This window comes from Halopenitus sp. H-Gu1, assembly GCF_041821145.1.
In the GTDB taxonomy this organism is placed as follows: domain Archaea; phylum Halobacteriota; class Halobacteria; order Halobacteriales; family Haloferacaceae; genus Halopenitus.
Genome location: NZ_JBGUBC010000005.1, coordinates 150,198 through 175,587, shown reverse-complemented (window position 1 = coordinate 175,587; position 25,390 = coordinate 150,198). Strand labels below are relative to the sequence as shown.

The following is a 25,390-nucleotide window of genomic DNA, read 5'->3' as shown; positions in this document are numbered from 1 at the left end:
GCCCGCTCGTCGATTCGTGCGAGGGGCTGAGTCGCTCGAATCGAAACACTGGGTCCGGATCGGTGGTGTCAACGTCAATGAGAAAAACAGCATCTTGCACGTTTTCGAAAATGGCCTTGTACTCCTCGAAGAGTTCGTTCAGTTCGTGTTCGCGGCGCTTGTGGTCGGTGATATCCCGAACGATAGCGAGGACAAGCGTCTGGTCGTCGATGGCTGCTCGCCGCATACTTACTTCGACCCAAAAGGGATCTCCCTCGCTATCTGTAGCGTGCCAGTCAAACACCTGTGGATCGCCCTCAGCAGCCTTCTGCACGTACTCAATGGCAGTGTCTTGAGTGTACGGAGGAACGCCAGTGCTGAGATCTTCGATGGACAGCTGCCGGGCTTCAGCCCGCGAGTATCCATACATATCACACATCGTCTCGTTCACGTCGAGGATCTCGCCGGTCTCCACGGCGTGAACGAAAATCGCGTCGTTGACCGAATGGTAGACATCTCGAATCACTCCGTCGGGAAGCGGAGATTGCTGACGCGTTTCCTCCGATATGTCTTCTGTAGGACCCATTCTGATTTGACCTTACCATGGTACAGGTGACCATATCTCTTGAAATATATGGTTCCGGGAAATGACTGATCGCTAAGCGGATTCAGGTCAGACCATTTTAGGCTGGTCGATTCTGCAAGAATCGCGCTTAGTATTCAGCACGGCCACCGAAACCTCCCACCAGTTGAGAGTTTCAACAAGGCCTCCCAGCCGTAAAATCTGTTACAAGTGGGAGCACTCCACCTTCTGCAACTTCAACAGAATCGTGTGGGACGTGACCCGTCGTTTCCCCATCTCACTCAACTTCGGCTCACGAACGAGGCCTCGTCGGGCTCGGGGTTGTAGTCCCGGCTGGTCTTCGTCGAGATCCACTCGTTGGTGTCGGGGATCTCGTCGGCGCGAGTGACGTGCTTGGCGAACATTTGGAATGCGACTCGGTAGTCCCGGTTCGTCTCCTGGCTGCCGTCGTCGATGTCGTAGGTGTCGTGGATCCAGCGGACGACGGTCTTGGCGGCGTCTTTGGCAGCCTCGAAGTCGTCATCGAGAGCCGTCCGTTAGGCTCATTTGGGACGCGGATGGATGTCGATCGTGTACTGGCTCGAACTGGCCGGCGAAACGGATGCCTTTGCGACCTACGAAGCCGCAAGCGTCGCCTCCGGCGTCGAGATCGTCGCACCCGGGATCGCCCGCGCCGATGTCGTCGGTTCCGGCGCTCCCCAGCTTGCGTACACCCACGCCGCCCTCGAGTCGATCGGACGGTGCGATCCAACCGTCGACGATGCGGTCCGCCTCCTTCGGATCGCGCTCTCGAACCGGTCCGTTGATGAGGGCAAACGATCGGGCGACCCCGGTGGCGCCGGCAAGCCGGCAGGTACTGGCCGCTCCGGATCGGTCGCGGTTCGGGCACGGGACGTGCGCGCCACGACCGGAGTCTCGACCGGACGTGCTGAACGCGAACTCGGACAGGTGCTCGTTGACCGTGGCTTTTCGGTCGATCTCGATGACCCCGACCACGTGCTACGGGCGCTTTTTGCGGCCGGCGAGCGCCCCGTCCACGAGGCCGTCGCGGGTGCCGACGGAGAGCACGTCGAGACGTGCACGCTCGGGTGGATCCACGCTGAGGCGGACCGTGAGTTCGCCCCGGCCCCGACCGATCGCCCGTTCTTCCAGCCGGGGAGCATGGATCCGATCGACGCCCGCGCGTACGTGAACCTCGCGGGCGCAGGACCCGGACGGATCCTCCTCGATCCGATGTGTGGGACCGGGGGGCTTCCGATCGAGGCTGGACTCGTTGGCGCGCGCGTGATCGCTGCCGATGCCCAGCCAAAGATGGTTGAAGGCACCCGACGGAACCTGCAAACGTATCTCTCCGGGGAATGGGACGTCCTGCGAGCGGACGCGACAGCACTTCCCCTATCCGACGGGGGGGTCGACTGCGTCGCCTTCGATGCACCCTACGGCCGCCAGTCGAAGATCGAACGCCACGAACTCTCCGACCTGATCGCGGGGGCGCTCTCGGCCGCGGGCCGGGTGAGCGACCGAGCGGTGATGGTCGCCGACCGTGACTGGCGGGGGACGGCTATCGACGCCGGCTGGCGGGTCGACGCCCTCTTCGAGCGACGAGTGCATCGATCCCTGACCCGGTACGTCCACGTCCTGACCGCCGATGACTCGAACGGAACTGGGAGGGGAAACGGAGACGGAAAAGAGGCGACGATAGAGACGACGAGAGCGCTCCGGTAGTGAAACTGAAAGCCCGTATTTCGGCCGCCTTGACCGATATCTCGGATCGTTACACTTTCGCCCAGGTACCGGGGAACGGTTAAGTGGACGGGGGGAAGTGATATACACGATGAGTGGGGATCCGGACGGGATGCTCTCGTGGGACGAATCCGTCTTTCGTGACGAACACGTCTTCGAGATCGACTACGTGCCGGAGACGTTCAAACACCGGGAGAGCCAGATCGAGGGACTCAAGTACGCGCTCCGGCCCGCAGTCCGTGGATCGCGCCCGCTGAACACGATGGTACGAGGACCGCCGGGAACGGGCAAAACGACGGCGATCCAGAAGCTCTTTACCGAATTGACCGCCGAAACCGACGTTCGTACTGTGCGGGTGAACTGTCAGGTGGACTCGACGCGGTATGCCGTCTTCTCACGACTCTTCGAGCGCATCTTCGAGTACGAACCGCCCTCCTCGGGAATCTCCTTTAAGAAACTGTTCGGACAGATCACCGATCAGCTCGTCGAGGAGGACGAGGTGCTCGTCGTCGCCCTCGACGACGTGAACTACCTCTTTTATGAGAACGAGGCCTCCGATACGCTCTATTCGATGCTGCGAGCCCACGAGACTCACACCGGCGCCCGGATCGGCGTGATCGTGGTCTCCTCGGACCTCTCGCTTGAGGTGATAGACGAACTGGACTCACGGGTGCAGTCGGTGTTTCGTCCTGAGGAGGTGTACTTTCCGGTCTACGACGTCGCCGAGATCACCGACATCCTCCAGGAGCGGGTCGATCGAGGATTCCGGGACGGCGTCATCGATCGCCCCGAACTCGAGCGGGTCTCGGAGTTGACCGGCGAAAGCGGCGACCTCCGAGTCGGGATCGACCTGCTTCGGCGGGCCGGGCTCAACGCCGAGATGCGCGGCTCCCGAACGATCACGATCGAGGACGTCGAGTCGGCCTACGAGAAGTCGAAGTTCGTTCACCTCTCGCGGTCGCTTCGCGGACTTTCCGCCTCCGAGCGGGCGCTCGTTTCGGTGCTCGTCGATCACGACGGCGAGCGCGCGGGGGAGGTCTACGAGGCGTTCCACGCCGAGACCGATCTCGGGTACACCCGCTATTCGGAGATCATCAACAAGCTCGACCAACTCGGTCTGATCGAGGCCGAATACGCCGACGTCGAGGGGCGCGGCCGCTCACGGACGCTTACGCTCGCCTACGACGCCGAAGCCGTCGTCGATCGGCTGGAGTAACGAGCGGCGACGGCGGAGAACGCGGATGAAACGAGGACGCTTTTTGTGGGTGCCGACACAGGAGCGGGTATGAAGACGACCGGCGGCACGGACGATCAGAAGCGACGGGCGGGCGAATCAGCCGCCGAGGCGGTGACCGACGGCATGGTCGTCGGCCTCGGCACGGGATCGACGGCGGGGTTCGCGATCCGGGCGATCGGGCGGATGGTCGATGCCGGCGCGGACGTTCGTGGCGTGCCGACGTCGTTTGCGTCCCGTGAACTCGCCCGGGAGTGTGAGATCCCGATCGTCGACCTCGAGGAGGTCGTCAGCGGGGACGACCCGGGAATCGACGTGGCGATCGACGGCGCCGACCAGGTCGTCCTCGGTGAGCAATCGGAGGCGCCGGCGGGGACGCTGATCAAGGGTGGCGGTGCGGCTCACGCACGCGAAAAGGTGGTCGATTCCGCCGCCGATCGGCTGCTCGTCGTTGCCGATCCCACAAAGGAGTCGGCGGTACTCGACCGGTCGGTCCCCGTAGAAGTGCTCCCCGACGCTCGCGCCACGGTCGCACGGGCGGTCCGGGCGGCGGGCGGAGCACCCACGCTGCGGCGTGCAAAGCGAAAGGACGGACCGGTCGTCACCGACAACGGCAACCTCGTGTTGGACTGTGCGTTCGGATCGATCGACGATCCCGCCTCGCTCGCGCGAACGATCGCGAACATGCCGGGCGTACTCGAACACGGACTGTTCGTGGATCTTACTGACGAGATTCATCTCGGAACCAACGACGGCGTTCGCGTGATCGAGCCCTGACGTCATCGACACGCCCGATCGAGGGCGCGGCGGCTAGCGAACACGGACGAAAAAAACGGGAAAAGAACGGACCCGTCTATAGGTCGCGGGGCTGGACCGTCTTGCGGTCGTTCGCCTCCGCGCGGCCGGCGGCGTCCTCGAGCAGCTCTTCGACTTCCTCGTCGAGCGCCTCGTAGAAGTCCGAGGCGACGTTCTTGTCCTCCAGCGCTTCCTTGACCGCTGCTTTGACAATGAGGTCTGCCATGCAGACGGGGATATCCATCGATACTTAATAAGAGTTCCTGAATTCGCCCGATATGAGCCTCGTGAGGGGGGATTCACAGCAAAAACCACCGCCTCGTTCACACGTCTATCGGTGACATATGTCACGGTACGTGGAAGGCGAGTCGGGACCGACAGCTACGAATCGATCGCGTTCCCAAGGCGAGTATGCGCGACGTACTCGAAGCGCTCTCAGACGGCGATATCGGCATCCCGGAGGCCGAGTCACGGCTCTCGGGATACGCGACGACCGATGCGGGGCGGTTCGACGCCGCCCGGGAAACGCGCCGCGGGATCCCGGAAGCAATCCTTGCAGAGGGAAAAACGCCCGAGGAGGCCGCACGGCTGGCTCGAACGGCGGTACAGACGACGGGCCGGGCACTCGTCACCAGGGCGGATCCGGCGATCGGAGAGGCGGTGATCGCGGCCGTGACCGACGAGTTCCCCGATGCCAATATCGACCACGACGAGCGAACGCGAACGATCGTGGCCCACACGCCGGAGTTTCAACGGCCCGATCTGGATGCGGAGGTGGCGATCGTCACCGGCGGGACGAGCGACGCGCCGATCGCAGGAGAGGCCGCCGTGATAGCCCGCGAGGTCGGCGTCGGTGTCGAGTTGATCGAGGACGTCGGGGTTGCAAGCCTCGTTCGGATACTCGATCAGATCGATCGGATCCGCGAGGCCGACGTGATCATCGTCGCCGCCGGTCGCGAGGGTGCCCTCCCAACGGTGGTCGCGGGACTCGTCGACGCGCCCGTGATCGCGTTGCCGGTCGCAACGGGATACGGTGTCGGCGGAGAGGGCGAGGCAGCGCTTTACGGCGGCCTCCAGTCGTGTACGGTGGTGACGACGGTGAACGTCGACGCCGGGTTCGTTGCCGGAGCACAGGCGGGGCTCATTGCTCGTCGGATCGCCGTCGCACGGGAAGCGTGAGTTCCGGAGGCCCGACACGAGAGCCGTCATTCATCACAGGAAACCCCCGATCATGCATCACGTATACGTCATCGAGTGTGCGGACGGCACCTACTACACCGGCTACACGACCGACGTCGAGCGGCGCGTCGCGGAACACGACGCCGGAGCGGGGGCCAAATACACTCGTGGACGAACCCCCGTCGAGTTGCGACACGTCGAGACCTTCCAGACGCGGTCGGCGGCGATGTCGCGCGAGTACGCGATCAAACAGCTATCGAGGGCGGAGAAAGAACGGCTCATCGCGCGAGCGGACGACGGAGAATGAACACCGCCGCCTTATTCTTCCGCCGTCGGCCCATCAACCGGGGCTTTAACCCCACGCTCACCCGATCGACGAGTATGACGAGGCTTTGGCTCGTCGACCGGGAATTCGACTCGAAGGGACTCGTTCGACTCACCTACGCGACGACCGACGGCGAGCGCGTCCACACGAGGGAACTCGCCGAGCAGCGGCTCTCCATGGGCGACGGCGTGACGGCCGCCATCGACGTCGAGGAGACGGGCGAGGAGGAAGTCCTCGCGGCGGCCGACGAGGAGGATCGCGAGCGGTTCCGTACCGAGGCACAGCGGATGGCCGCGGACCACGATCCCGACGAGACGGTATGAGCGCTCTTGAGCGGCCGACAGTCCTGTCGACCGCCTACGTGATCGCCAACCGAACCGGCCCCCACTCCGATCGTTTAAACCGGAACGGGCGCCAAGGAAGGCGTGATGGAACCGACTTCGCTCTCCGGCCTCCCGCCGGGGATCGGCGAGGCCCTGGAGGCCGAGGGGGTCTCGGATCTCTACCCGCCGCAGACCAAGGCGGTCGATGCCGGGCTGATCGAGGGTGAAAACCTCGTCGCCGCGGTACCGACGGCCTCCGGCAAGACGCTGATCGCCGAACTCGCGATGCTGTCGGCGATCGAACGCGGCGGGAAGGCGCTGTACATCGTTCCGCTTCGCGCGCTCGCCGCCGAAAAGCGCGAGGCGTTCGAGCGCTTCGAGGAGTTCGGGGTGACCGTCGGGGTCTCGACGGGCAACTACGAATCGGACGGCGAATGGCTTGCCACGCGCGACGTCATCGTGGCGACGAGCGAGAAGGTCGACTCGTTGATCCGCAACGGAGCGCCGTGGATAGACGAACTCTCGTGTGTGGTGAGCGACGAGGTCCACCTCGTCAACGACCGCACCCGCGGGCCGACGCTTGAGGTGACGCTCGCGAAGTTGCGACGGATCAACGAGGGGCTCCAGACGGTCGCACTCTCGGCAACGGTCGGCAACGCCGCGGAGATCGCCGACTGGCTCGACGCGGAGCTAGTCGAATCCGACTGGCGTCCGATCGACCTCCGGATGGGCGTCCACTCGGGGGACGCGATCGACTTCGCGGACGGGAGCAGACGCGAGGTCCCCGTCGGCGACGATCCGAGCGAGGACCAGACCGCGGCACTCGTGGGGGACGCACTCGATACCGTCGAGGACGGACGGGGCGGATCCTCGCTCGTGTTCGTCAACTCCCGACGCAACGCCGAGTCGGCGGCGCGGGATCTGGCCCGGGTCACCGGAGATCATCTCACGGACGACGAGCGTGCCGAACTCCGCTCGCTCGCAGCGGAGATCCGCGACGCCTCCGAAACGGAGATCGCATCGGATCTCGCCGCGGCCGTGGAACGCGGAGCAGCGTTTCACCACGCGGGGCTGGCAAGCGAGAACCGCTCGCTTGTCGAGGAGGCGTTTCGGGATCGTCTCGTCAAGTGCATCTGCGCAACGCCGACGCTAGCCGCCGGAGTGAATACCCCCGCGCGGCGGGTTATCGTCCGCGACTGGCGCCGCTACGACGGCGAGTTCGGCGGGATGAAACCGTTGGACGTTCTCGAGATCCACCAGATGTGCGGCCGCGCGGGTCGTCCCGGACTCGATCCCTACGGCGAGGCCGTGTTGCTCGCGGGAAGCACGGAGGAGTCCGACGAATTGTTCGATCGATACGTCTGGGCGGATCCCGAACCGGTGCGATCGAAGCTCGCTGCCGAACCCGCGCTTCGGACGCACGTCCTCGCGACGATCGCCACCGGATTCGCCTCAACGCGCGGCGAACTCTTCGAGTTTCTCCGGAACACCCTGTATGCCTCACAGGCCGACGACGACCGGCACCTCGAGAGCGTCACCGATGCAGTCATCGAGTATCTAACGGTGAACGACTTTCTCGAACGTGATCACGGGTCCGACGGGGAGTCGCTTTTCGCGACCTCGATCGGCCATACCGTCTCGCGACAGTATCTCGATCCGATGAGCGCCGCGGAGATGATCGACGGACTGCGTGCGGCCGGCAAGGGAGGGCCGGAGACCGGGAAAGCCGCACGATCGGGAGACGATCGATACGCGCCGACCGGCGGCCCGACGTCCGACGGAGACGGAAGCGGAAGCGACGACGAGGGTGACGACGACACCGATGACATCGATGACGAGGTCGGGTTCATGACTTACAGCCGGGTCGAGGACGACGCATCAAGCGGGGGAGAGTCCACCGGGACAGCTGATACCGGATCCGTCGATCTCTCGCCGCTGGGGCTGTATCATCTCGTGAGCCGGACGCCGGACATGTACGAACTCTACCTCAAGTCAGGTGATAAAACGCGGTACACGGAGACGTGTTATGAACGCGAGGGCGAGCTGCTTGGAGCAACCCCCTCCGAACACGAGGACGTCCGCTTTGATGACTGGCTTGCCTCGTTGAAGACCGCCCGGCTCCTCGAGGACTGGGCAAACGAGGTGGACGAAGACCGGATCGCGGAGCGCTACGAGGTCGGTCCCGGAGACATTCGCGGGAAAGTCGACACCGCCGAGTGGCTGTTGCGCGCCGCCGAGACGCTCGCCGGCGAGATCGGGATCGACGGCGTCGGCCAGATCCGGGCGGCGAGGAAACGCATCGAGTACGGCGTCCGCGAGGAGCTTCTGGATCTGGCCGGCGTCCGCGAGGTCGGCCGAAAACGGGCGAGACGGCTCTACGAAGCGGGAATCGAATCGCGTAGCGACCTGCGGACGGTGGACAAGTCGGTCGTGCTGGGAGCCCTTCGCGGCCGCGAACGGACTGCCGAGACGATCCTGGAGAATGCGGGCCGCGAGGACCCGTCGATGGAGGGCGTTCGAGCGGACGCATCCGCCTCGGCGGCGGCGACCGCGGGGACCTCCGGTGAGGAGGGCGACGGGCAGTCGAACCTGGGTGACTTCCGATGACCGAGTCGTCAGATGGGGAGCGGGCCGCGGACGAGGGAAGCGACGCGTCCGAGGACGACGCCGAACGACCGATCGTCGGTCCGAGATTCGTCGTCGGCACGACGTCGATCGACGATCTCGATGCGTTCCTTCGAACGGTGCGCTCGATCCGGGAGACGACCGGGACGGTCGTTCAGGTGTTCGACGCACGCTACGTCGTCTCGACGACCCATCTCGAGCGTGCGGTCGCACGCGCCGAGCGAGCCGTCGAACGCGGCGAGGAGGTGGCCCGGGACCGGGCGGTCGAGACGCTGTTGTACGCCGCGGGCAGACGCCAGATCGACGATGCACTGGAGATGGGAGTAGACGAGGGAGAAACGCCGGCGATCGCGGTCGTGTACGCGCCGGCAAACAACGATGCGAACCGGATCGGGAAGACCGCAAATGACGGACGGGATGGCGACATCGAGGCGGCCATCGACCGGGTTAGGGCTTTGTTCGTCGACGCAACCGTCTGCAAGCCGGGGGGATCGGTCGACCGGCTCGCTGAGCGGACCGATACGGATCGGGTTCGATCGTTCTACGACGTCACCGATCGGGAACTGGCGGCGACGGACGGCACGCTCACGGACGTGATCGAGGAACGCGTCGCGCTGTTGGACGTCGAGAAGTGAGGGCGCAAAAAGTAGTCCATCCTGGATTCGAACCAGGGTCGTTGCCCCCAGAAGGCAACAGGATTGGCCACTACCCCAATGGACTCTATCGGCACTCATTGGTATCCCGTCGAGCGTTATGAGTGTTCCGAACCGGACCGACACGGAGCGATACGAACCGACATAGACATATCGGAGAAGTCACCAGCGAGGAGTATGTACGTTGGACGATTCGTCGTCGTCGCCCCGGGTATCGGTGCCTACCGCGTCTCCTCGCGATCGTTCCCGAACCGCAAGGTCGTCGATCGAAACGGCACGCTCACGGTGGTTCCAACCGAGGACGCCGAGCCGACCGACAACCCGTACGTCTCCTACAACTGCGTGCGTCCAGTCGAAACGCCGACCGGTGACCGGCGAGCCGTGATCGGAAACGGTTCACATGTCGACCCGATCGCGGAGAAACTCGAAACCGGGTATCCGGCACGTGATGCGCTCGCGACACCCCTGCTCGCGCTCGATTATGAGAAGGACGACTACGACACGCCCCGGATCGCCGGCGTGATCGCTCCCGAAAGCGCCCTCATCGGGACCGTCCGTCGCGACGCACTGCTCGTCGAGACGGTCTCAGAGCCGACGATGGTCGCGACCTACGAGATCGATTCACCGGAGGCCCACGACCTCGAAGCGACGAGCGCGGGGACGGCTGCACGAGAAGTCCTCTCCGCGGAGTTCGAACACCCCGTCTGTGCGGCCGCGGCGGCGGTGGCTGACGACGAGGTCACGCTCGCCCTCGAAAACGGGGACTGATCAACGAACGGGCAGCCACCGAAGAGCTAACCGTCCGGCAACGGATATCCTTCAACGATGCGTCTCGGAGTGATCTCGGACGTCCATGCAAACCGGGTCGCGCTCGAAGCCGTCCTCGAGGATATGCCCGACGTCGACCGAACGGTGTGTGCGGGCGACATCGTCGGATACAATCCCTGGCCGGGCGAGTGCGTCGATCGGATCCGCGAACTCGGCGCGACGACGATCGCTGGGAATCACGATCGCGCGGTTGTCGGAGGCACCACGTTCGGATTCAATAGCCTCGCGGGCGCCGGCGTGCGCTACGCGAAACGACATCTCTCGGACGCGCAGATCGAGTGGCTCGAGGGGCTCCCGCCGGAACGGCGGACGGTCAGCGGGCGGGTTCACCTCGCACACGGTCATCCGACCGACCCCGACCGGTATACTCGCCCTGGGGAGTTCGCTCCCCGACTGCTCGCGGAGGCCGGCTCCACGGGTGACGTCCCCGACGTGTTGGTTCTTGGCCACACCCACGTGCAATCACACGAGATCTACGAGGAGGGTATCGTCCTCAATCCCGGTAGCATCGGGCAACCGCGGGACGGCGATCCGCGGGCTGCCTACGCGATCGTCGATCTCGACGCGATGACCGTCGAGGAGCGGCGGGTCGACTACGACGTGGAGGCGGTCGTTGACGCCGTCCGTGAAGCCGACCTTCCGGATCGGATCGGGACGCGACTGCGTGAGGGAAGATGACGGCCGGGCGATCGACGCTTACTGATCGAACTCCTCTTGGACGATCCTCAGGGCCTCCTCGCGATCCTCCCAGGCGACGAACAGGGCGACCGACGTCGCGCTCGTGATCAGATCGACGATGTTGATCCCGGCGGCCGCAAGCGGGGAGACGATCTCCTTGATGATTCCGGGTCGGTTCGGAAGCTCGCCGCCGGTCAGCCGGATGACGGCGATCGGATCGTGGACCGTTACCGACGAGAGAGTGTCATCATCGACGACCCGCTCATGGAGCAGCGTCTCGGCCGTCTCTGATCGTTCGCGGTCGACGTAGAACGTTATGGAGTCCATCCCGGAGGCGACGGCGTCGATATTGATGTCCTCCGTCTGGAGGGCATCGGACAGATCCGCGAGTATCCCCGGCCGGTTTCGGATCGCCCGTCCGGCGACGGTGAGACACGCGAGCGGCTGTTCTTGCATGTCGATCAGATTTTCGAACTGTCCTTCGATCCGCGTGCCCCCGTCGAGAAGGTCGCCGTGTTGGTAGTGGACGACGCGGACGTTCATATCCTCGCTCTTGTACGACAACGCACTCGGCGCGACGACTTCCGCGCCCCGGAACGAGAGGTTTCGAAGCTCATCGACCGTGATCCGACCGACGTTTCTGGCTCCTTCGACGACACGTGGATCACCGGTCATCACGCCCTCGACGTCGGTGACGATGACGACCTCGTCGGCATCCATGTAGTTGCCGAGCATTACCGCGGTGGTATCCGAGCCGCCGCGACCGAGCGTGGTGACGTTACCGAGGTGATCCTGTGCGAGAAAGCCCGTGATAACCGGGACGACCTCGTCCAACTCGTCGGCGAGCTTTTCGGCGCGTTCGCGAGTCGCCTCCACGTCGAGTTCGCCGATCTCGTTCGTAATGACCGGCCAGTCGTCGTGTCCCGGTTCGAGAAAAACCGACTCGACGCCGCGGGCGGCGAGTGCGGCCTTGAGCATTCGGACGCTCGTTCGTTCGCCCATCGAGACGATCTCCGCCCGGTCGGCCTCGTCAGCCTCGAAGGTGATCTCATCGAGAAGTTCGTCGGTCGTCGATCCCATCGCGCTGGCAACGACGGCGATCTCGTGGCCATCCTCGACGGCCTTCGCGATCGAGTCGGCGGCCCGACCGATCCGGTCGCCGCTTCCGAGGCTGGTTCCACCGAACTTCGTCACTACTCGCATCGTACGCCCCCGTTAGACGTCGTGTGACGGTCAGTCATGTCCGGCCGTAACGGAGGGATCCGCATAACTGTGTCTGTCTGTTCCGAGCGATCGGCGGCGATCGGAGTCGCTCACAGCCCGAACTCGGACACCGTACGGTTCAAGCCCGTCAGCGTCCAAGTCGAACGCGATGGAGACCGGAGACGTTCGCAAACATGCGGCCGATCTCCCGACCGAACCGGGCGTCTACCAGTTCGTCTCCGGAGAGACGACGTTGTACGTCGGAAAGGCCGTCGATCTCCGGACCCGCGTTCGGTCGTATGCGGACCCACGTTCGGCCCGAATCCGCGGCATGGTCAAGCGGGCTGATGCGATCGACTTCGCCGTCACCGACACTGAGACGCAGGCGCTCCTGCTGGAAGCAAACCTGATCAAGCGTCACCAACCCCGGTACAACGTGCGGTTGACCGACGACAAGTCCTACCCGCTCGTCGAGTTGACCGACCACGAGGTGCCACGGATGGCGATCACCCGAGATCCCGAAGAGGGATCCGTAGCTTACGGGCCCTACACCGACAGGGGGCGAGTCGAAACGGTCTGTAAGGCGATCCGGGAGATCTACGGACTGCGAAGCTGTTCGGAGCACAAGTATCGCAATCGCGATCGCCCGTGTCTCGACCACGAGATGGGGCTGTGCTCGGCACCGTGTACTGGCGAGATCGATACCGAGGGATACGTCGACGACGTCGATACCGTTCGCCGATTTTTCGACGGTGAGACGGGTATACTGGCAGATCCGATCCGGGAGGAGATGAACGCAGCCGCAAAACGGGAGAACTTCGAACGAGCCGCGCACCTCCGGGACGAGCTGGATGCGATCGAGGCGTTCCACGGCGGAGGTGAAGAGGCCGTTTCCACACGCTCGGACGACCAAACGATGGACGTGCTCGCAGCGACAGTCGAAGGGGAGACCGCACGCGTCGCTCGGCTTCACAGCTCGCACGGACAGCTCGTCGATCGGAGCCGGCATCGGCTTGACTCGCCGACGATCGAATCGAACGAGGGCGATGCCGCGGATGATGGGGACAGTCGTGATGGATGGAACGATCCGGATGACGAACACGGGACGGTAGCCTCCCCGGCTGCGGTATTGTCGGCGTTCCTCACGCAGTATTACGCGGAGCGAGAGCTTCCAGATGCGATCCTGTTATCCGAACGACCGACGGACGACGACGTGGTTCGCTGGCTCGAGGGAGAGGGAGTCTCCGTCCAAGTTCCAGGCGCCGGACGCGAAGCGAAGCTCGTCGATCTCGCGTTGAAGAACGCTCGACGGCGAACTGGCCGGACGGACGAGCTCTCGGCGCTGGCAGACCGGCTCGGGATCGATCGCCCGGAGCGCATCGAGGGGTTCGACGTGAGCCACGCCGGTGGACGAGCGGTGGTCGGATCGAACGTCCGCTTCGTCGAGGGATCGGCGGAGACGAGCGCGTATCGTCGCAAGAAGCTTCCCGATCGCAACGACGACTACGCCAACATGCGGGATCTGGTTCGATGGCGAGCCGATCGGGCGATCGACGGTCGCGACGACCGATCGGACCCGGATTTGCTGCTCGTCGACGGTGGCGAGGGGCAGCTTCAAGCGGCGATCGAGGCGATCACGGCGGCGGGCTGGGAGGTTCCGATCGTCGGACTCGCAAAGGCCGACGAGATCGTGATCACCCTCGATGGACCTCGCGATTGGCCCAGCGACGCGCCGGAGCTTCGGCTGCTCCAGCGCGTCCGTGACGAAGCGCATCGATTCGCCGTCCAGTACCATCAGTCGATTCGCGACGACGTCTCGACGGTGCTCGATGAGATTCCCGGTGTCGGACCCGAAACGCGGACGCGGCTGCTGCGTCGGTTCGGATCGGTCGAGGGAGTGCGATCGGCGTCGATGGATGACCTCACCGACGTCGATGGGATCGGAGAGCAGACTGCCGAGACGCTTCAGACGCGACTCTGAGGATCGAACCGATCGGCTGTGAGGCGATCGGACGAGACGGGTGATGGCGAACAGGTGGCGCTGGACCTGACGCGGGACGTCGCGCCACACTATCGCAGTCCGTCCCGCGGCGATACCTAAACGATGTGGCGACTGGGTCGTAATCGTGTATGAACGCTCGGACGCGAAGGCTGGAGCGGAGCGTTCCGAGGACGCACCCCTTTTAGGTCGGGACCGTCCACGTCAGGTATGAGCGATCTGGAGGAGTTCCTTGCCGGCGAGCGGCTCGATGACGTCGTGTTGTTCGTAAGCGACACCGCCCTGGATGCCGACTCGCGGCTTCGAAACGTCGGTGACGAGCGCGAAAACGGCGTCGTAGTGGTTGCTGACGGCGAACGTGGCCGATCGGCATTCGAAGCAGGTACCGGAATGGACGTAATGGAATTCACGAAAGAGGCGATGGAGACGACCGGAGAGATAGACGAGACGCTCGACGGCGCGACCTGTCCGGCGGAGGGCGAGGACGACGAAACGACCCACGAGGTCGAGTTCGTCTTCGCGTTCGCGGAGGGGCAAAACGAGGACGTCGGCGGCCTCTATGCCGAAGGTGACGTGATCCACGCGTACGCGCATTGTTCGTGCGGGGAGAACTTCTCCCGGAAATGGATCGCCGGCGAGTGAGAGGGTGAAACTCACTGGCGAGTGAGAGGGTGAAAACCACCGGTGAGAGTACAGCGAAAACGGAAAGGAATGAGGAGAGCAGGAGGGGCGAGACCACCGATCGTCGTCGATTTATGCGGCGTCCTCCGTCTCCGAACCGTCCGAACCGGCGTCGTCCGGCGCCGCGGCTTCTTCGGCGACGGCCTCGAAGGCATTGACGATCAGCTTTCGTGCGGCTTGTCCCTCCGTCGTCCAGTGGTAGGCGTAATCGAGCATGTCGTCGTAGATATCGGGTTTACAGCCGGCCGCCTTCGGATGCCCGCCGCCGTTCACCCTCCGGGCCACCTCGTGTGCACGCTCGAAGTCCTCCGAGCCGCGGATCGACGCCGATCCCGCCGGTTTGACGATCACGGCGGCGTCGGCTCCCTGCTCTCGGAGCGTTTCGGCGACCTCGTTCTGTGAACACCGACCGTAGGTAACTGCGACCGACCATCCGCCGACGGCATGGAACGTCGCCCGCTCGACGGCCGCCTCGATTCGGTTTTGCTTTTCGACCCGACGGTGTTCGAGAAAATGCCCGACGGGTTCGGGAAGGTCCGCACCGTAGGACCCGACCATGGTGACGTACTCCTCGGGCGACGTCCAGTAGGCGTAATCGGCCAGATCGTCAGAGCGCGAGTCCTCCTTGAGCCACAGGTCGTGATCGCGGGTGACTGCGGCGAGTTCCTGCCACCGATCGGCGAAGTCGTGATCGAGCGACCGAAGGGCGACGTCGGCCGTACACTCCTCCTCGGAGTCACCGACGACGAGGTCGACGCCGGCTCCACGGACCGCCTCGAGTGCGGCGTCATCCCACTGATGGTGGTCGAACCAGCGGGCGGTTTCGGAGATCTCAAGGAGATCGACGAGTGGCGCCTCAATCCACTCGAATTCGTCAGGACAGAGATCACAGACGTACAGGTCGATCCCGGAGTCGGCGTACTCCGCGACGCGTTCGAACGCCGTATCGAGCGAGTAGGGGCCGGCCGCCACGAGCGCGACCGAGGAGCGGCCGTGGGGATCGTCCGTATCATCGGAATTGGAGGTATCCTCGTGAGCGCCATCCCCATCGTCCGAACCAGGGGTGTCCTCGGGGGACTCGTCCGCCGAGTCGTCCGCGCGATCGCTCGTCGAATCGGCGCCCGCATCCGAGTCGGTGAGGTCGTCCGGAAGGCGATCCTCGATGTCAGCTTCGAAGCTTGCCACGTCGAGAGCGGCATCGTAGCGTTCGCGGATCATCGCGACACACGCGAGTCCATCGGCGTCGGAATCGGCGATGACCACGGCGTCCGCGCCCTCGACTGCCTCCCGCGTGCGTCGTTCGGCACGGTCGTCGTCGAGCGAATCCGGATAAAAGAACCCCTTGCCCGGGAGCCGGGTGCGGCGGGACAGCGGGATCGACCCGTCATCGATGAGTTCGTCGTCCATGTCCTTCCCTCCGGCCGCGAAGTGGAAAACTCCGCCGTTGTCGGATGCGGCGGGGAGCCTCGATCCTCACTCCTCGGAGAGTTGTCGAACCGTGAGAACGGGAACCGGACAGGTACGCACGACGCGTTCGGCAACCGACCCGATCAGGAATCGGTTTTCCCCGTGACGACCCCGCGTCCCGGTGGCGACGACATCGGCGTCGACCTCGCGAGCATACGTGGAGATTTCCCCGGCGGGACGTCCCTCACGAACGGCGGTTTCCACCGCGAGTTCCGATCGTCGTTCGACGTCTGTCAGCGCCGACTGGCCGCGCTCGTTGAGCGCCTCGCGAAGGTCGTCTCGGACCTCCTTGGGAGACGATTCGACCTCGCCGCTGTCAATCACGTACAGCGCGTGGACCGTGGAGTCGAACCGCTCGGCGAGATCCAGGGCGACATCGACGGCGCGACGCACGCTGTCGGAGCCGTCGGTGGCGATGACGATCGTATCGAACATACCGGGCGTTCGCCGGCGCGGTGCTTAAAAGGGACGCTCCATCGGACAGGGGGCTTTTTAACCGCCGATGCCGACCGATGACGTATGGCGACCCTCGACATCGACCTGGTGTTGGCACCCGTGGACGGCAGCGACGAGTCACAGCAGGCGGTCGAGTACGCGATCGCTGTCGCGAAGGAGTACGACGCGACGGTCCACGCCGTGTATCTCCTCGGGGAGGACGTCACTCGCGCGATCGAGACCGACGCTGTGGACGAATCGGTGATCGCCGAGGACACGGAGGCATTCACCGAGACGATCTTTGATCAAGCCAACGCCGAAGGCGTCGACGTCACCAGCTCGATCGCCTACGGCTTCTCGACGAGAGTGAAGACGACCCATCCCGGAAGCGTGATCCTCGACACCGCGGAGGCGGTGGATGCCGACTTCCTCGTGGTCCCCCGCGAGCCGGTCTCGGGCGACCCCGGCGAGGTGCTGGAGAAGGCGGCCGAGTACGTCCTGTTGTACGCGAGCCAGCCGGTATTGTCGGTCTGAGTCCGCCCCGTTTTCGAAATCGGATCGGCCTGTTTCAAATCCGATCGGCCTGTTTCAAATCCGATCGGCCTGTTTCAAATCCGATCGGCCTGTTTCAAATCCGATCGCCCACGTTCGAAACGATCCGCGTTCCGGCTCAGCCGTTCTCATCCGACGCCGCCGATCCCGATCCGTCGGTCTCGTTCAACCGAAGCACCATCTCGATCTCGAAGCTTTCGGCGTCGGAGGTCTCAAATCCGATCTTCTCGTAGAGTCCGACGGCCGCACGGTTCCACCGTTCGACGGTCAACCAGACCGTCTCGACGCCGGATTCCTGTCCGTGCCCGAGCAGAGAGCGGATGAGTCGAGTTCCGATACCGGCCTCCTGGTAGTCCTGGTGGACGAAGATAGCGAGTTCGTAGTGGGCGTCGTCGGCCGGAACCAGGGTGGCGTGTCCGGCGACGGCATCGTTGTGCCAGGCGATGACGTTGTAACAGTCCTCGTCAAGGATCGAATCGAGCCACCGCCGGATCTCCTCGGGACGGGTCGGCGGGATTCCCTGTGCTCTATCAGCGGGATCGAAGGCGTCGTACATCTCGACGAGCGCCTCGTATTCCGCCCCGGATTCGTCGTAAACACGGATCTGGATGTGGCGATCCTCCCCGTCCTCGAAATCGATCGGTGGGGGTTGGAACTCGCCTGCGACCTCATCGGGAAAACGCGATGGCATCATCGAACCAGGGTGACGGTGGTTTTAGCGTTCAACAGCACGAACTCGGCGATGTTCCCGAGAGTTATCTTGCCCATCGGACTGGTGTGTCCGCCACCGAGGACGATCTGGTCGAATCCCTCACGTTCGGCGATCTCGACGATCTGGCTTCCGGGGTCGCCTTCGATATGGCGAACCTCGACCTCGATATCCGCCTCATCGACGACCGACCGGACGCGTTCGGTCACCTCCTCGTGGGAGCGATCGGTGTCGGGATTCTCCACTACCGCGACCACGATATCGTCGCCCGCGGCCCTGGCCCGATCGACCGTCCGTTCGAGGGCACGGAACGAATCCTCGCTGCCGCCAATCCCTAGAAGTACCTTCATACGCCTCATCTCGATCCCCGATATAAAAAACGTGTTCGTCGGCGACACCGATCCGCGCTCGTCACGGACGGGGAATCGATATCGATCGGCTACAGATCAGCGATCATCGAGTATCGACCGCGAGGAGTTGGCGACGACGAGGAGGCTGCTCGATCCCATCGCGATCGCGGCGAGAAGGGGGTTCAACAGCCCGGCGACCGCAAGCGGGATCGCGACCGCGTTGTAGACGAGCGCCCACGCGAGGTTGGTCTTGATCCGACGGTTGGTGCCGGTAGTGACCTCGAACAGTTCCGGAATCGCGGCGAGACGGTCGTCCATCACGATCGCGTCGGCGGCCTCCAGCGCGAGGTCGGTCCCGCTAGCGACCGCGATCCCGACCGTCGCCGCCGCGAGCGCCGGCGCATCGTTGCTCCCGTCGCCGACCATTGCCACGGAACGGGTTGCGGCGAGACGGGAGACGGTCTCCGCTTTCGCAGCCGGTGGAACGCCGGCGAAGACCCGATCGACGTGCGGATGGTCCTCGAATCGCGCGGCGGATTCGACGCTATCGCCCGTAAGGAGGACGACCTCCATATCCCGGTCGTGGAGATCGGAGACGAACGATTCCCAGCCGTCACGAACGTCGTCGCCGACCGCGATGATCCCGCGAACGACACCATCCCAGCCGACGAGGACGGGAACGTTTCCCCGCGTTCGGACGGCTGTGGTGACGGAATCGAGACGATCGGGGATCGTCCAGTCGTCGAACAGCGATGGATGACCGACCCGATGTTCCACCCCGTCGATGGATCCGACGACGCCACGATCGTGAACCGTGGGATCAGAGACAGTGAACCGTTCGGATTCCGCATCCGCATCGACCGGATCAGCCGAATCGGCCGAATCAGTCCGGGAAATCGACGTCGCGTCGACACGACCGCCGTCGGATCGAAGATCGTCCGCATTCTCGACGATCGCCCTGGCGATCGGGTGGGGAGAGGCACGTTCGAGCGCGGTCGCCCGACGGAGTAGCCGGTCCGTGGGGACGGTAGCCGCCGTTTCGACGTCGATCACTCGCATCTGGCCGTCGGTGAGCGTCCCGGTCTTGTCGACGACGATCGTCTCGATCGACGTCGCCTCCTCGAAGAGGGCATCGGAGACGATGACGATCCCTCGCTCGGCTGCCTGACGAATGCCGGAAGCGACGGCAAGCGGGGTCGCAAGCCCGAACGCACAGGGACACGAGACGATGAGGACCGAAAGCGCGATGAGCGCCGCGGCAGTCGGTGACGATCCGGTTGCCAGCCTGAGGAGGCCAACGACGACGGCGATGGCGACGACGAGCGGGACGAAGACGGTCGCGAGCCGGTCGACGAGTCGCTGTACGCCCGACCGAGAGCTCTGGACGTCCCACAGCAATTCGACGAGTCGATCGAGCGTGCTCGAGGCCTCGTCGCCAACCGCCATCACGATCGGCGCGTCGGCGACGATCGTCCCGCCGCGCACCTCATCACCGGGACGTTTCGTGTCGGGGATCGACTCGCCGGTGACGAGGGCCTCGTCGACGGCAGCCGTCCCCTCGATCACGGTTCCGTCGAGCGGAATCCGCTCGCCGGGGAGCACGCGAAGTCTGGCTCCCGGTTCGATATCGGCGACGGCGACCTCCTCGCCGGAGGCTAGCCGAGCGGTATCCTCCACCGCGGCCGTCAACTCCGAAAGCAGACCGGTCGCCCGTCGTTTGATCCGCGTCTCGTATTGCCCCCCCGCGGTCACGACGAGGATCACGGCGATCGTCACGTCGAAGTACAGGTCGGTTCGACCGAGCAGCATCGCGAGGGTGCTGTATCCGTAGGAGCTGACCGCGGCGAGCGAGATGAGGAGATCCATGTTCGGCCGGCCGGACCTGAGGCTCACGTAGGCTCCCCGAAGGATCGGGAAGCCGGTATAAAACAGGACGACTGACGAGAACACCCAGATCTGGGCGAACAGATATAACCCGGTAACGCCACCGAGATCGACGAGCGGCTCGTAGCCGAAGTAGGTCGGATACAGAAACAGCACGTACCACAGCATCGTCATCATCCCGAAGAGACCACCACCGACGAGGAATCGGACGACATCGATATCGTCGCCGTGTGGCGATCGATCGGCACGATCGGTGGCCTCGTAGCCCGCCGTCGAGAGGGTTCGTTTGAGGCCATCCGGATCGATCCGATCGGGATCGTGATCGACGCGGACGGTGTCGGTCGCGTAACTCGCGGTGGCCACTTCGACTCCCTCCGCGTTCGCCGCCGTCAACTCGAGGAATCGCTCACACGTCGCACAGTGCATCCCGTCGACGTGGAGGTAAGTGGTCTCGAGGTCATCGATCGTCCCGGTGGCGCTCTCTCGGCCAGCTGCACCGGGCACACCGCCCGGATCGGTGCCAGCAGCGACGACCGCATCGGCATCCTCCGCGGCCGCCTCCAGTTCCTCGAGCCCGCCGAGCGACCTGGTGACCTCGAGACAGCCGCGACAGCAGAACTCGCCGTCGACGTCCGGATCGGTGACGGGATCCTCGGGCGTGGGAAGATCACAGAGCGAACAGGGCATTCGAGTGAGGGGGATGACTTACGCCGCCGCGGCGTGTGATCCGGTCTCGCCGGACATCGCTCGAAGGAGGCTCCCGACGATGATGAGCACGTTGACGACTGCGATCGCGATCACCGGCTCTCCCCGGGAGAGGGCGAAGACGATCGCGGCGGGAATCGCGAGGAGTCCCACGAGAGCGACTCGGTGAACGGGTAGGTCCATAAACAGTCATCCGTCTTGCGATCGTAAATAAACAGGGGGCGATCCCACTCGGCGGGACCGACCTCCCAATATAAGTAGATCGGTCCGGTAACTCCCGTTCATGGGAACGGCCGAAACCGACCAGTCGGAAGGGAGCGCGCTGGCCGAGGACCCGAAGTCGTTCGATCCGAAGGGAACCCTCGCGTTGATCCTGATGTACTTCGCGATCCTCGTGATAATGTGGGTATTCATCTACTTCGTGGAGTTCCTCGGAAACGACCTGATAGTGGTGGGATAATTCATGCACGTACATAGCTACGAAAAGATCTGGTTGGGGTTGGCACTCGGGCTCATCCTGCTTTTGATCGGATCGGTTACCTACGGCGCAGTTGGACCGGGCGTCGCGATGGTCGCCGCTGATCAGCCGACCGTCGATCCGACCGCATTGGACGAGGACGATCGCTTCGCCGAGCCACGCGTCGAACGAGTCGGAGAGAACGAATACGAAGCGTACGTGGTCGCCTACCAGTTCGGGTTTAGTCCCGATCCGATCGTGGTTCCGGCGAACAGCACCGTGACGATAATGGTGACCTCACGGGACGTCACCCACGGCTTCGAGGTGGTCGGAACGAACGCCAACACGATGGTGATCCCCGGCGAGGTCTCGACGATAACCGTCGAGACGGGCGAGCCGACCGAGTACGGCATCCTCTGTAACGAGTACTGTGGGGCGGCCCACCACACCATGGAGGGGAAACTGGAAGTCGTCCCCCAAGAGGAGTTCGACGCGTCGAACGAGGACGGTGATGGAGATGAGTGAGGCCGCCGACGCCACGGCGACCTTCTACGATCGATTCCCCGAGGAGGCCCGGATCATTCGAGCCTCGTTCCTCGGCGCGTTCCTCGCGTTCGCGATCGGAACGACGTTCGGGATCATTCAGACGCTCCATCGAACCGGGATCGCGCGGCCGTTCAGCTCGGTCGACTACTACACGTTCCTCACGGCTCACGGCGTGTTCTTGGTGTTGAGCTTCACCATCTTCTTCCTCGTTGGACTGTTCACATGGGCGCTCGTACGGAGCCTCGATCGCCCTCTCGTGGACCGCCGATTCACATGGGCGTGGTACGGACTGATGGCGACCGGGATGACGCTTACGGGGATAACGATCCTCGCCGGCTTCACGAGCGCCGTCGACATGAGCGCCGATGTGCTGTTCACCTTCTACGCCCCATTGCAGGCGCATTCGCTGTTCTACGGCGGCCTTGCCGTCTTCCTCGTCGGAACGTGGCTTGCGGGGCTCGACTGGTGGCGGACGTTCCTCGCCTGGCGGCGCGAGCATCCGGACGAGCGGATCCCGTTGCAGGCGTTCATGGTCTTGACGACGATGATCATGTGGTATATCGCGACCTCGGCGATCGCGATTTCCGTTCTCGTGTTCCTGCTTCCGTGGTCACTCGGGCTGATCGACACCGTCAACCCGACGTTGACGCGGACGCTGTTCTGGTTCTTCGGCCACCCGGTCGTCTACTTCTGGTTGATGCCGGCGTACCTGCTTTGGTACACCGTCCTGCCGTCGATCGCCGGCGGACGGCTCTTCAGCGATCCGCTCGCGCGCGTGGTGTTCGTGTTGTTCCTGTTGTTGTCGACTCCGGTCGGGATTCACCACCAGTACCTGGATCCCGGGATCGCTGAGGGGTTCAAATTCGTCGCGATGACCAACACGATGTTCCTCCTGTTGCCGAGCCTCTTGACCGCATTTACCGTGGTGGCGAGCGTGGAATACGGCGCTCGAGTTCGGGGCGGGACCGGGCTGTTCGGGTGGCTGCGAGTGCTGCCATGGCGTGATCCGGCCTTCACCGGAATGATGCTCGCCGGGTTGATGTTCGCCGCCGGCGGCTTCTCCGGAATGGTGAACGCCGGAATGAACATCAACTACCTCATCCACAACACGATCTGGGTGCCAGGTCACTTCCACCTCACCGTCGGCACCGCGGTCGCGTTGACGTTCATGGCCGTGACCTACTGGCTGTGGCCTCAGATCACGAACAAACCGATCTACAGCAAACCGATCGGCCTAGCCCAGGTCGTCTTATGGTTCGCGGGGATGGCGCTCATGTCCAACGCGATGCACGCACAGGGGCTACTTGGCACGCCTCGACGAACGGCCGAGCCGGAGTACGCCGGGTTCGACTACGGGACCGCATTCGGCGGCTTCCAGGAGTTGAACCTCCAGATCGCCGTCGGCGGAACGATCCTCTTCATCTCCGCCATGATGTTCCTCAGCAACGTCGTGTTAACGATGGGGAACGACCGGACCGATGGGCTCGGGGTGACGATCGCCGAGCCGATCTCCGGGTCCGACGACGCACCGCTCGTGCTCGATAACATTCGTCTGTGGGGCGGCATCGCAGTCCTACTCGTGATCCTGGCGTACGTGTTGCCGATCGCCGCAATCATCTCCCGTGGCGGGCTCTTCGGCCCCGGCGGCGATGCATATCCGATGATGCTCGAGATGGGCTCTCGGACGGCGAGTCAGGCGATCGACGCGATAACGTCGGGGTGGTCGTGATGCCGGACCTCCTCTCCGTGACTCGCGGCGGGTTGTTGGTGGGCCTTGCAGTCCTCGGCGCCGCTCTCTATGAGTTTCGGACGCTGCTCGAGTTCCTCGGCGTGAGTGTGCCGATCGTTCCGTACCTGATCGGCGTCCTCGCGTTGCTGCTCGTGATCTACTGGTACGTTTCCTTTTTCGACAAGTGGAAGACCGGATCGGAACTCGTCGAGGCGAGCGGCCGGGAGTAGAACCCCCGAATCGGCGTTCGACCGTATTTCCGGTGGATAGGCGTTCCATCGTTTTGGGAATCCCCGTCGTCGCTTTAAGAGTGAACGTCCTACAATTACCTGTATGTCACAGCAGCGATCGATCTCGAAACTCGATAAGGCGATCAAGCTGATCGGAGCGGTGCTGCTCGGGATCGCAGTGGTCCTCGGGGCGGCCGTCGCTGGGATTACCGTTCTGGGCAGCGGGACGATCTCCGTCTCCCCGATCGGGATCAGCACGCTCGTCTTCGGACTCATGCTCGCGGCCCTCATGGTCGCCGTCAGCCGATCCACCGGTCGAAATCGTGGTCGGATCGGTGGTTGATCGGACGAATCGGTGATTGATCGAGCGAATCGGGAGCTGAAACTGGCCGACGGATCCGTGGACCGACGTGCGAGTACCGCTAGTGAACTACCCCACCCCTACTCGCTCACGGCTGACGCCGTTCGCTCCTTGAGGGGGGCTTCCTGCTTCTACGACGCGCTTTGCAGATACGGACGTATCCACAGGGAGCGCAGTCTCCACAGGCGTTAACGAATCGCTCTGCGATTCGTTCGCACACCAGAAATCTTCGATTCTCGAACGACTCCTTGAGGAAGGGGACTTAGAGCCTAATTTCAGTTAATTGCCAAGGAGACACTCCGTTCTCGACTGCTATCTGCAGTGGCCGGATCCAACGTCTCGGTTCTTTCCAAATCTCGATTTCGTACGATGAGGACATCGTCGGTGATATCGGCTGCCACCGTCGATCCGACGCTTGTGATACCGATGGCGATCCGTCCGGCATTCTCGCTTCCAAGAACGACTACTTGAGTCCCTCCAACAGGGTGCGATCGACTTCGGTGGCCGCGAACGCCTCCCCGCCGTACGTCTCTTGGAACGACTCGACGTCGTCCTCATCGCTAAACGGAATGAGTTCGGGGCCCATCGCGCCGACGACGTCGCTTCCGGCGACGACGGTCAAGCCATCGATCGCCGCGAACGCGTCCGCCTCGACGTGGGACGAAAAGAGAACGTCACCTCCCTCCTCGCGTACCTCCTGGTCGACGATCGAGTAATCGGTCAGATACATCACCTCCACTGTTCGGCCGGCATCCTCCTGCTCGAACCGATAGGTGTACGCGCACGTCGAACTACAGAACTGTCCCGGACGGCCGCCCTCTGGGTCGTCGTTCGAAAAGTAGATCTGGCCGACTGGACCCGGATGATCGGACACGATCATGCCACAGTTGTCACACTCACGCTGCCCGGTGAGCGCGATCGGTTCGGGATCCTCGGAGAATCTACCGAGACAACCGGCCAATCCGGTACTCGCGATAACGCCGACCAGCGTACGTCGATGAAGGGTCGTCCGTCCCAACGCGGATCGTCGAGAAGACGGACTCCGATCTGAGGTCATACGATCACACGTTGGTAATATACACATAAATATTGTGTGTAATTATCCACGATCGTCGTTCGAGGAACGAACCAGATCGG

The 25,390-nt window shown here is 63.7% G+C and carries 29 protein-coding genes and 1 tRNA gene; 18 read left to right on the top strand and 12 right to left on the bottom strand.

Features of this window, described 5'->3' with window-relative positions; all coding sequences use genetic code 11:
- Together ACERIT_RS05990 and ACERIT_RS05985 are read right to left on the bottom strand one after the other, a co-directional pair.
- Positions 1-565: PAS domain-containing protein (locus tag ACERIT_RS05990; protein WP_373673927.1), on the bottom strand; the 565-nt coding region annotated here is incomplete at its 3' end.
- 278 nt (positions 566-843) lie between these two features.
- Positions 844-966: a hypothetical protein gene (locus ACERIT_RS05985; protein ID WP_373673926.1), complete on the bottom strand. Its 123-nt coding sequence runs from the start codon at positions 964-966 to the stop codon at positions 844-846.
- Positions 967-1,132: 166 nt separating this feature from the next.
- Here ACERIT_RS05985 and ACERIT_RS05980 point away from each other — a divergent pair, with 166 nt between their 5' ends.
- From ACERIT_RS05980 to rpiA, 3 genes are all read left to right on the top strand, one after another.
- The gene (locus ACERIT_RS05980; protein ID WP_373673931.1) at positions 1,133-2,287 is read left to right on the top strand and encodes a methyltransferase domain-containing protein; all 1,155 of its coding nucleotides are present in this window, start codon (positions 1,133-1,135) and stop codon (positions 2,285-2,287) included.
- A 109-nt stretch (positions 2,288-2,396) separates the two neighbouring features.
- A complete protein-coding gene (locus tag ACERIT_RS05975) occupies positions 2,397-3,521 on the top strand; it encodes an ORC1-type DNA replication protein (RefSeq protein WP_373673925.1) in 1,125 nt (374 codons plus the stop codon).
- A gap of 69 nt (positions 3,522-3,590) precedes the next feature.
- A complete protein-coding gene (rpiA, locus tag ACERIT_RS05970; protein ID WP_373673924.1) occupies positions 3,591-4,316 on the top strand; it encodes a ribose-5-phosphate isomerase RpiA in 726 nt (241 codons plus the stop codon).
- Between the two features lie 76 nt (positions 4,317-4,392).
- On the opposite strand, the gene ACERIT_RS05965 is transcribed toward rpiA, so the two are convergent.
- On the bottom strand, positions 4,393-4,560 hold the full coding sequence (locus tag ACERIT_RS05965) for a DUF1931 domain-containing protein (protein ID WP_373673923.1): 168 nt from the start codon (positions 4,558-4,560) through the stop codon (positions 4,393-4,395).
- Positions 4,561-4,745: 185 nt separating this feature from the next.
- Here ACERIT_RS05965 and larB point away from each other — a divergent pair, with 185 nt between their 5' ends.
- The 5 genes from larB (at position 4,746) to cgi121 (ending at position 9,421) form a co-directional block, all read left to right on the top strand.
- Positions 4,746-5,513 (top strand): nickel pincer cofactor biosynthesis protein LarB, encoded by a 768-nt coding sequence (larB, locus tag ACERIT_RS05960; protein WP_373673922.1) that lies wholly within the window; start codon positions 4,746-4,748, stop codon positions 5,511-5,513.
- A 52-nt stretch (positions 5,514-5,565) separates the two neighbouring features.
- Positions 5,566-5,820 carry a GIY-YIG nuclease family protein gene (locus ACERIT_RS05955; RefSeq protein ID WP_373673921.1) on the top strand — a complete coding sequence of 85 codons (255 nt, stop codon included), beginning with the start codon at positions 5,566-5,568 and terminating at the stop codon, positions 5,818-5,820.
- 74 nt (positions 5,821-5,894) lie between these two features.
- The gene (locus tag ACERIT_RS05950; protein WP_373673920.1) at positions 5,895-6,161 is read left to right on the top strand and encodes a hypothetical protein; all 267 of its coding nucleotides are present in this window, start codon (positions 5,895-5,897) and stop codon (positions 6,159-6,161) included.
- A 105-nt stretch (positions 6,162-6,266) separates the two neighbouring features.
- The gene (locus ACERIT_RS05945) at positions 6,267-8,768 is read left to right on the top strand and encodes an ATP-dependent DNA helicase (RefSeq protein ID WP_373673919.1); all 2,502 of its coding nucleotides are present in this window, start codon (positions 6,267-6,269) and stop codon (positions 8,766-8,768) included.
- A complete protein-coding gene (gene cgi121, locus ACERIT_RS05940) occupies positions 8,765-9,421 on the top strand; it encodes a KEOPS complex subunit Cgi121 (RefSeq protein WP_373673918.1) in 657 nt (218 codons plus the stop codon). Before ACERIT_RS05945 ends, cgi121 begins: the two co-directional genes overlap by 4 nt.
- Positions 9,422-9,433: 12 nt before the next feature.
- Here cgi121 and ACERIT_RS05935 read toward each other — a convergent pair.
- Positions 9,434-9,506, bottom strand: a tRNA-Gln gene (locus tag ACERIT_RS05935).
- 110 nt (positions 9,507-9,616) lie between these two features.
- Here ACERIT_RS05935 and ACERIT_RS05930 point away from each other — a divergent pair.
- Both ACERIT_RS05930 and ACERIT_RS05925 read left to right on the top strand, forming a co-directional pair.
- Positions 9,617-10,207, top strand: coding sequence for an IMP cyclohydrolase (locus ACERIT_RS05930; RefSeq protein WP_373673917.1), 591 nt, complete (start codon positions 9,617-9,619; stop codon positions 10,205-10,207).
- A 57-nt stretch (positions 10,208-10,264) separates the two neighbouring features.
- On the top strand, positions 10,265-10,945 hold the full coding sequence (locus tag ACERIT_RS05925; protein ID WP_373673916.1) for a metallophosphoesterase: 681 nt from the start codon (positions 10,265-10,267) through the stop codon (positions 10,943-10,945).
- An 18-nt stretch (positions 10,946-10,963) separates the two neighbouring features.
- Here the strand turns inward: ACERIT_RS05925 and ACERIT_RS05920 are convergent, their stop codons facing one another.
- Positions 10,964-12,148, bottom strand: a complete 1,185-nt coding sequence (locus tag ACERIT_RS05920) for an aspartate kinase (protein ID WP_373673915.1) — start codon at positions 12,146-12,148, stop codon at positions 10,964-10,966.
- Between the two features lie 169 nt (positions 12,149-12,317).
- On the opposite strand from ACERIT_RS05920, the gene ACERIT_RS05915 reads away from it, so the two are divergent.
- Positions 12,318-14,129, top strand: a complete 1,812-nt coding sequence (locus ACERIT_RS05915; RefSeq protein WP_373673914.1) for an excinuclease ABC subunit C — start codon at positions 12,318-12,320, stop codon at positions 14,127-14,129.
- Positions 14,130-14,357: 228 nt separating this feature from the next.
- Complete coding sequence (locus ACERIT_RS05910) at positions 14,358-14,789, top strand: DUF5807 family protein (protein WP_373673913.1); 432 nt, start codon at positions 14,358-14,360, stop codon at positions 14,787-14,789.
- Between the two features lie 111 nt (positions 14,790-14,900).
- On the opposite strand, the gene ACERIT_RS05905 is transcribed toward ACERIT_RS05910, so the two are convergent.
- Both ACERIT_RS05905 and ACERIT_RS05900 read right to left on the bottom strand, forming a co-directional pair.
- Positions 14,901-16,235 carry a DHH family phosphoesterase gene (locus tag ACERIT_RS05905; RefSeq protein WP_373673912.1) on the bottom strand — a complete coding sequence of 445 codons (1,335 nt, stop codon included), beginning with the start codon at positions 16,233-16,235 and terminating at the stop codon, positions 14,901-14,903.
- Positions 16,236-16,301: 66 nt separating this feature from the next.
- Complete coding sequence (locus tag ACERIT_RS05900; RefSeq protein WP_373673911.1) at positions 16,302-16,730, bottom strand: universal stress protein; 429 nt, start codon at positions 16,728-16,730, stop codon at positions 16,302-16,304.
- Between the two features lie 84 nt (positions 16,731-16,814).
- Here ACERIT_RS05900 and ACERIT_RS05895 point away from each other — a divergent pair, with 84 nt between their 5' ends.
- A complete protein-coding gene (locus ACERIT_RS05895; RefSeq protein WP_373673910.1) occupies positions 16,815-17,264 on the top strand; it encodes a universal stress protein in 450 nt (149 codons plus the stop codon).
- 136 nt (positions 17,265-17,400) lie between these two features.
- On the opposite strand, the gene ACERIT_RS05890 is transcribed toward ACERIT_RS05895, so the two are convergent.
- The 4 genes from ACERIT_RS05890 to ACERIT_RS05875 all read right to left on the bottom strand — a co-directional run bounded on the left by ACERIT_RS05890 (position 17,401) and on the right by ACERIT_RS05875 (position 21,113).
- The gene (locus tag ACERIT_RS05890; RefSeq protein ID WP_373673909.1) at positions 17,401-17,976 is read right to left on the bottom strand and encodes an N-acetyltransferase family protein; all 576 of its coding nucleotides are present in this window, start codon (positions 17,974-17,976) and stop codon (positions 17,401-17,403) included.
- Entirely contained in the window at positions 17,973-18,341 is a 369-nt protein-coding gene (locus ACERIT_RS05885; protein WP_373673908.1) for a universal stress protein, read from the bottom strand. The genes ACERIT_RS05890 and ACERIT_RS05885 overlap by 4 nt, the downstream gene beginning before the upstream one ends.
- 96 nt (positions 18,342-18,437) lie before the next feature.
- Positions 18,438-20,912 (bottom strand): heavy metal translocating P-type ATPase, encoded by a 2,475-nt coding sequence (locus ACERIT_RS05880; RefSeq protein ID WP_373673907.1) that lies wholly within the window; start codon positions 20,910-20,912, stop codon positions 18,438-18,440.
- 18 nt (positions 20,913-20,930) lie between these two features.
- Positions 20,931-21,113, bottom strand: coding sequence for a hypothetical protein (locus ACERIT_RS05875; protein ID WP_373673906.1), 183 nt, complete (start codon positions 21,111-21,113; stop codon positions 20,931-20,933).
- A gap of 100 nt (positions 21,114-21,213) precedes the next feature.
- On the opposite strand from ACERIT_RS05875, the gene ACERIT_RS05870 reads away from it, so the two are divergent.
- The 5 genes from ACERIT_RS05870 (at position 21,214) to ACERIT_RS05850 (ending at position 24,235) form a co-directional block, all read left to right on the top strand.
- A complete protein-coding gene (locus tag ACERIT_RS05870; RefSeq protein WP_373673905.1) occupies positions 21,214-21,390 on the top strand; it encodes a hypothetical protein in 177 nt (58 codons plus the stop codon).
- A 3-nt stretch (positions 21,391-21,393) separates the two neighbouring features.
- On the top strand, positions 21,394-21,912 hold the full coding sequence (locus ACERIT_RS05865) for a cytochrome c oxidase subunit II (RefSeq protein WP_373673904.1): 519 nt from the start codon (positions 21,394-21,396) through the stop codon (positions 21,910-21,912).
- Positions 21,905-23,662 carry a b(o/a)3-type cytochrome-c oxidase subunit 1 gene (locus tag ACERIT_RS05860; protein WP_373673903.1) on the top strand — a complete coding sequence of 586 codons (1,758 nt, stop codon included), beginning with the start codon at positions 21,905-21,907 and terminating at the stop codon, positions 23,660-23,662. The genes ACERIT_RS05865 and ACERIT_RS05860 overlap by 8 nt, the downstream gene beginning before the upstream one ends.
- The gene (locus ACERIT_RS05855; protein ID WP_373673902.1) at positions 23,662-23,892 is read left to right on the top strand and encodes a CbaC protein; all 231 of its coding nucleotides are present in this window, start codon (positions 23,662-23,664) and stop codon (positions 23,890-23,892) included. The genes ACERIT_RS05860 and ACERIT_RS05855 overlap by 1 nt, the downstream gene beginning before the upstream one ends.
- Positions 23,893-23,995: 103 nt before the next feature.
- Positions 23,996-24,235, top strand: coding sequence for a hypothetical protein (locus tag ACERIT_RS05850; protein WP_373673901.1), 240 nt, complete (start codon positions 23,996-23,998; stop codon positions 24,233-24,235).
- Positions 24,236-24,716: 481 nt separating this feature from the next.
- Here the strand turns inward: ACERIT_RS05850 and ACERIT_RS05845 are convergent, their stop codons facing one another.
- Positions 24,717-25,310: a nitrous oxide reductase accessory protein NosL gene (locus ACERIT_RS05845; protein ID WP_373673900.1), complete on the bottom strand. Its 594-nt coding sequence runs from the start codon at positions 25,308-25,310 to the stop codon at positions 24,717-24,719.
- Positions 25,311-25,390: the final 80 nt, after the last annotated feature.

Bases quoted from the DNA above. Each gene is read 5' to 3' on its own strand.
- ACERIT_RS05855 (WP_373673902.1), top strand. From the start codon at position 23,662: ATGCCGGACCTCCTCTCCGTGACTCGCGGCGGGTTGTTGGTGGGCCTT.
- rpiA (WP_373673924.1), top strand. From the start codon at position 3,591: ATGAAGACGACCGGCGGCACGGACGATCAGAAGCGACGGGCGGGCGAA.
- ACERIT_RS05950 (WP_373673920.1), top strand. From the start codon at position 5,895: ATGACGAGGCTTTGGCTCGTCGACCGGGAATTCGACTCGAAGGGACTC.
- ACERIT_RS05865 (WP_373673904.1), top strand. From the start codon at position 21,394: ATGCACGTACATAGCTACGAAAAGATCTGGTTGGGGTTGGCACTCGGG.
- ACERIT_RS05905 (WP_373673912.1), bottom strand. From the start codon at position 16,235: ATGGACGACGAACTCATCGATGACGGGTCGATCCCGCTGTCCCGCCGC.
- ACERIT_RS05885 (WP_373673908.1), bottom strand. From the start codon at position 18,341: ATGAAGGTACTTCTAGGGATTGGCGGCAGCGAGGATTCGTTCCGTGCC.
- cgi121 (WP_373673918.1), top strand. From the start codon at position 8,765: ATGACCGAGTCGTCAGATGGGGAGCGGGCCGCGGACGAGGGAAGCGAC.
- ACERIT_RS05870 (WP_373673905.1), top strand. From the start codon at position 21,214: ATGGGAACGGCCGAAACCGACCAGTCGGAAGGGAGCGCGCTGGCCGAG.
- ACERIT_RS05910 (WP_373673913.1), top strand. From the start codon at position 14,358: ATGAGCGATCTGGAGGAGTTCCTTGCCGGCGAGCGGCTCGATGACGTC.
- larB (WP_373673922.1), top strand. From the start codon at position 4,746: ATGCGCGACGTACTCGAAGCGCTCTCAGACGGCGATATCGGCATCCCG.
- ACERIT_RS05915 (WP_373673914.1), top strand. From the start codon at position 12,318: ATGGAGACCGGAGACGTTCGCAAACATGCGGCCGATCTCCCGACCGAA.
- ACERIT_RS05955 (WP_373673921.1), top strand. From the start codon at position 5,566: ATGCATCACGTATACGTCATCGAGTGTGCGGACGGCACCTACTACACC.
- ACERIT_RS05930 (WP_373673917.1), top strand. From the start codon at position 9,617: ATGTACGTTGGACGATTCGTCGTCGTCGCCCCGGGTATCGGTGCCTAC.
- ACERIT_RS05975 (WP_373673925.1), top strand. From the start codon at position 2,397: ATGAGTGGGGATCCGGACGGGATGCTCTCGTGGGACGAATCCGTCTTT.
- ACERIT_RS05945 (WP_373673919.1), top strand. From the start codon at position 6,267: ATGGAACCGACTTCGCTCTCCGGCCTCCCGCCGGGGATCGGCGAGGCC.
- ACERIT_RS05900 (WP_373673911.1), bottom strand. From the start codon at position 16,730: ATGTTCGATACGATCGTCATCGCCACCGACGGCTCCGACAGCGTGCGT.
- ACERIT_RS05875 (WP_373673906.1), bottom strand. From the start codon at position 21,113: ATGGACCTACCCGTTCACCGAGTCGCTCTCGTGGGACTCCTCGCGATT.
- ACERIT_RS05850 (WP_373673901.1), top strand. From the start codon at position 23,996: ATGTCACAGCAGCGATCGATCTCGAAACTCGATAAGGCGATCAAGCTG.
- ACERIT_RS05985 (WP_373673926.1), bottom strand. From the start codon at position 966: ATGTTCGCCAAGCACGTCACTCGCGCCGACGAGATCCCCGACACCAAC.
- ACERIT_RS05890 (WP_373673909.1), bottom strand. From the start codon at position 17,976: ATGATGCCATCGCGTTTTCCCGATGAGGTCGCAGGCGAGTTCCAACCC.
- ACERIT_RS05895 (WP_373673910.1), top strand. From the start codon at position 16,815: ATGGCGACCCTCGACATCGACCTGGTGTTGGCACCCGTGGACGGCAGC.
- ACERIT_RS05965 (WP_373673923.1), bottom strand. From the start codon at position 4,560: ATGGCAGACCTCATTGTCAAAGCAGCGGTCAAGGAAGCGCTGGAGGAC.
- ACERIT_RS05920 (WP_373673915.1), bottom strand. From the start codon at position 12,148: ATGCGAGTAGTGACGAAGTTCGGTGGAACCAGCCTCGGAAGCGGCGAC.
- ACERIT_RS05860 (WP_373673903.1), top strand. From the start codon at position 21,905: ATGAGTGAGGCCGCCGACGCCACGGCGACCTTCTACGATCGATTCCCC.
- ACERIT_RS05925 (WP_373673916.1), top strand. From the start codon at position 10,265: ATGCGTCTCGGAGTGATCTCGGACGTCCATGCAAACCGGGTCGCGCTC.
- ACERIT_RS05845 (WP_373673900.1), bottom strand. From the start codon at position 25,310: ATGACCTCAGATCGGAGTCCGTCTTCTCGACGATCCGCGTTGGGACGG.
- ACERIT_RS05880 (WP_373673907.1), bottom strand. From the start codon at position 20,912: ATGCCCTGTTCGCTCTGTGATCTTCCCACGCCCGAGGATCCCGTCACC.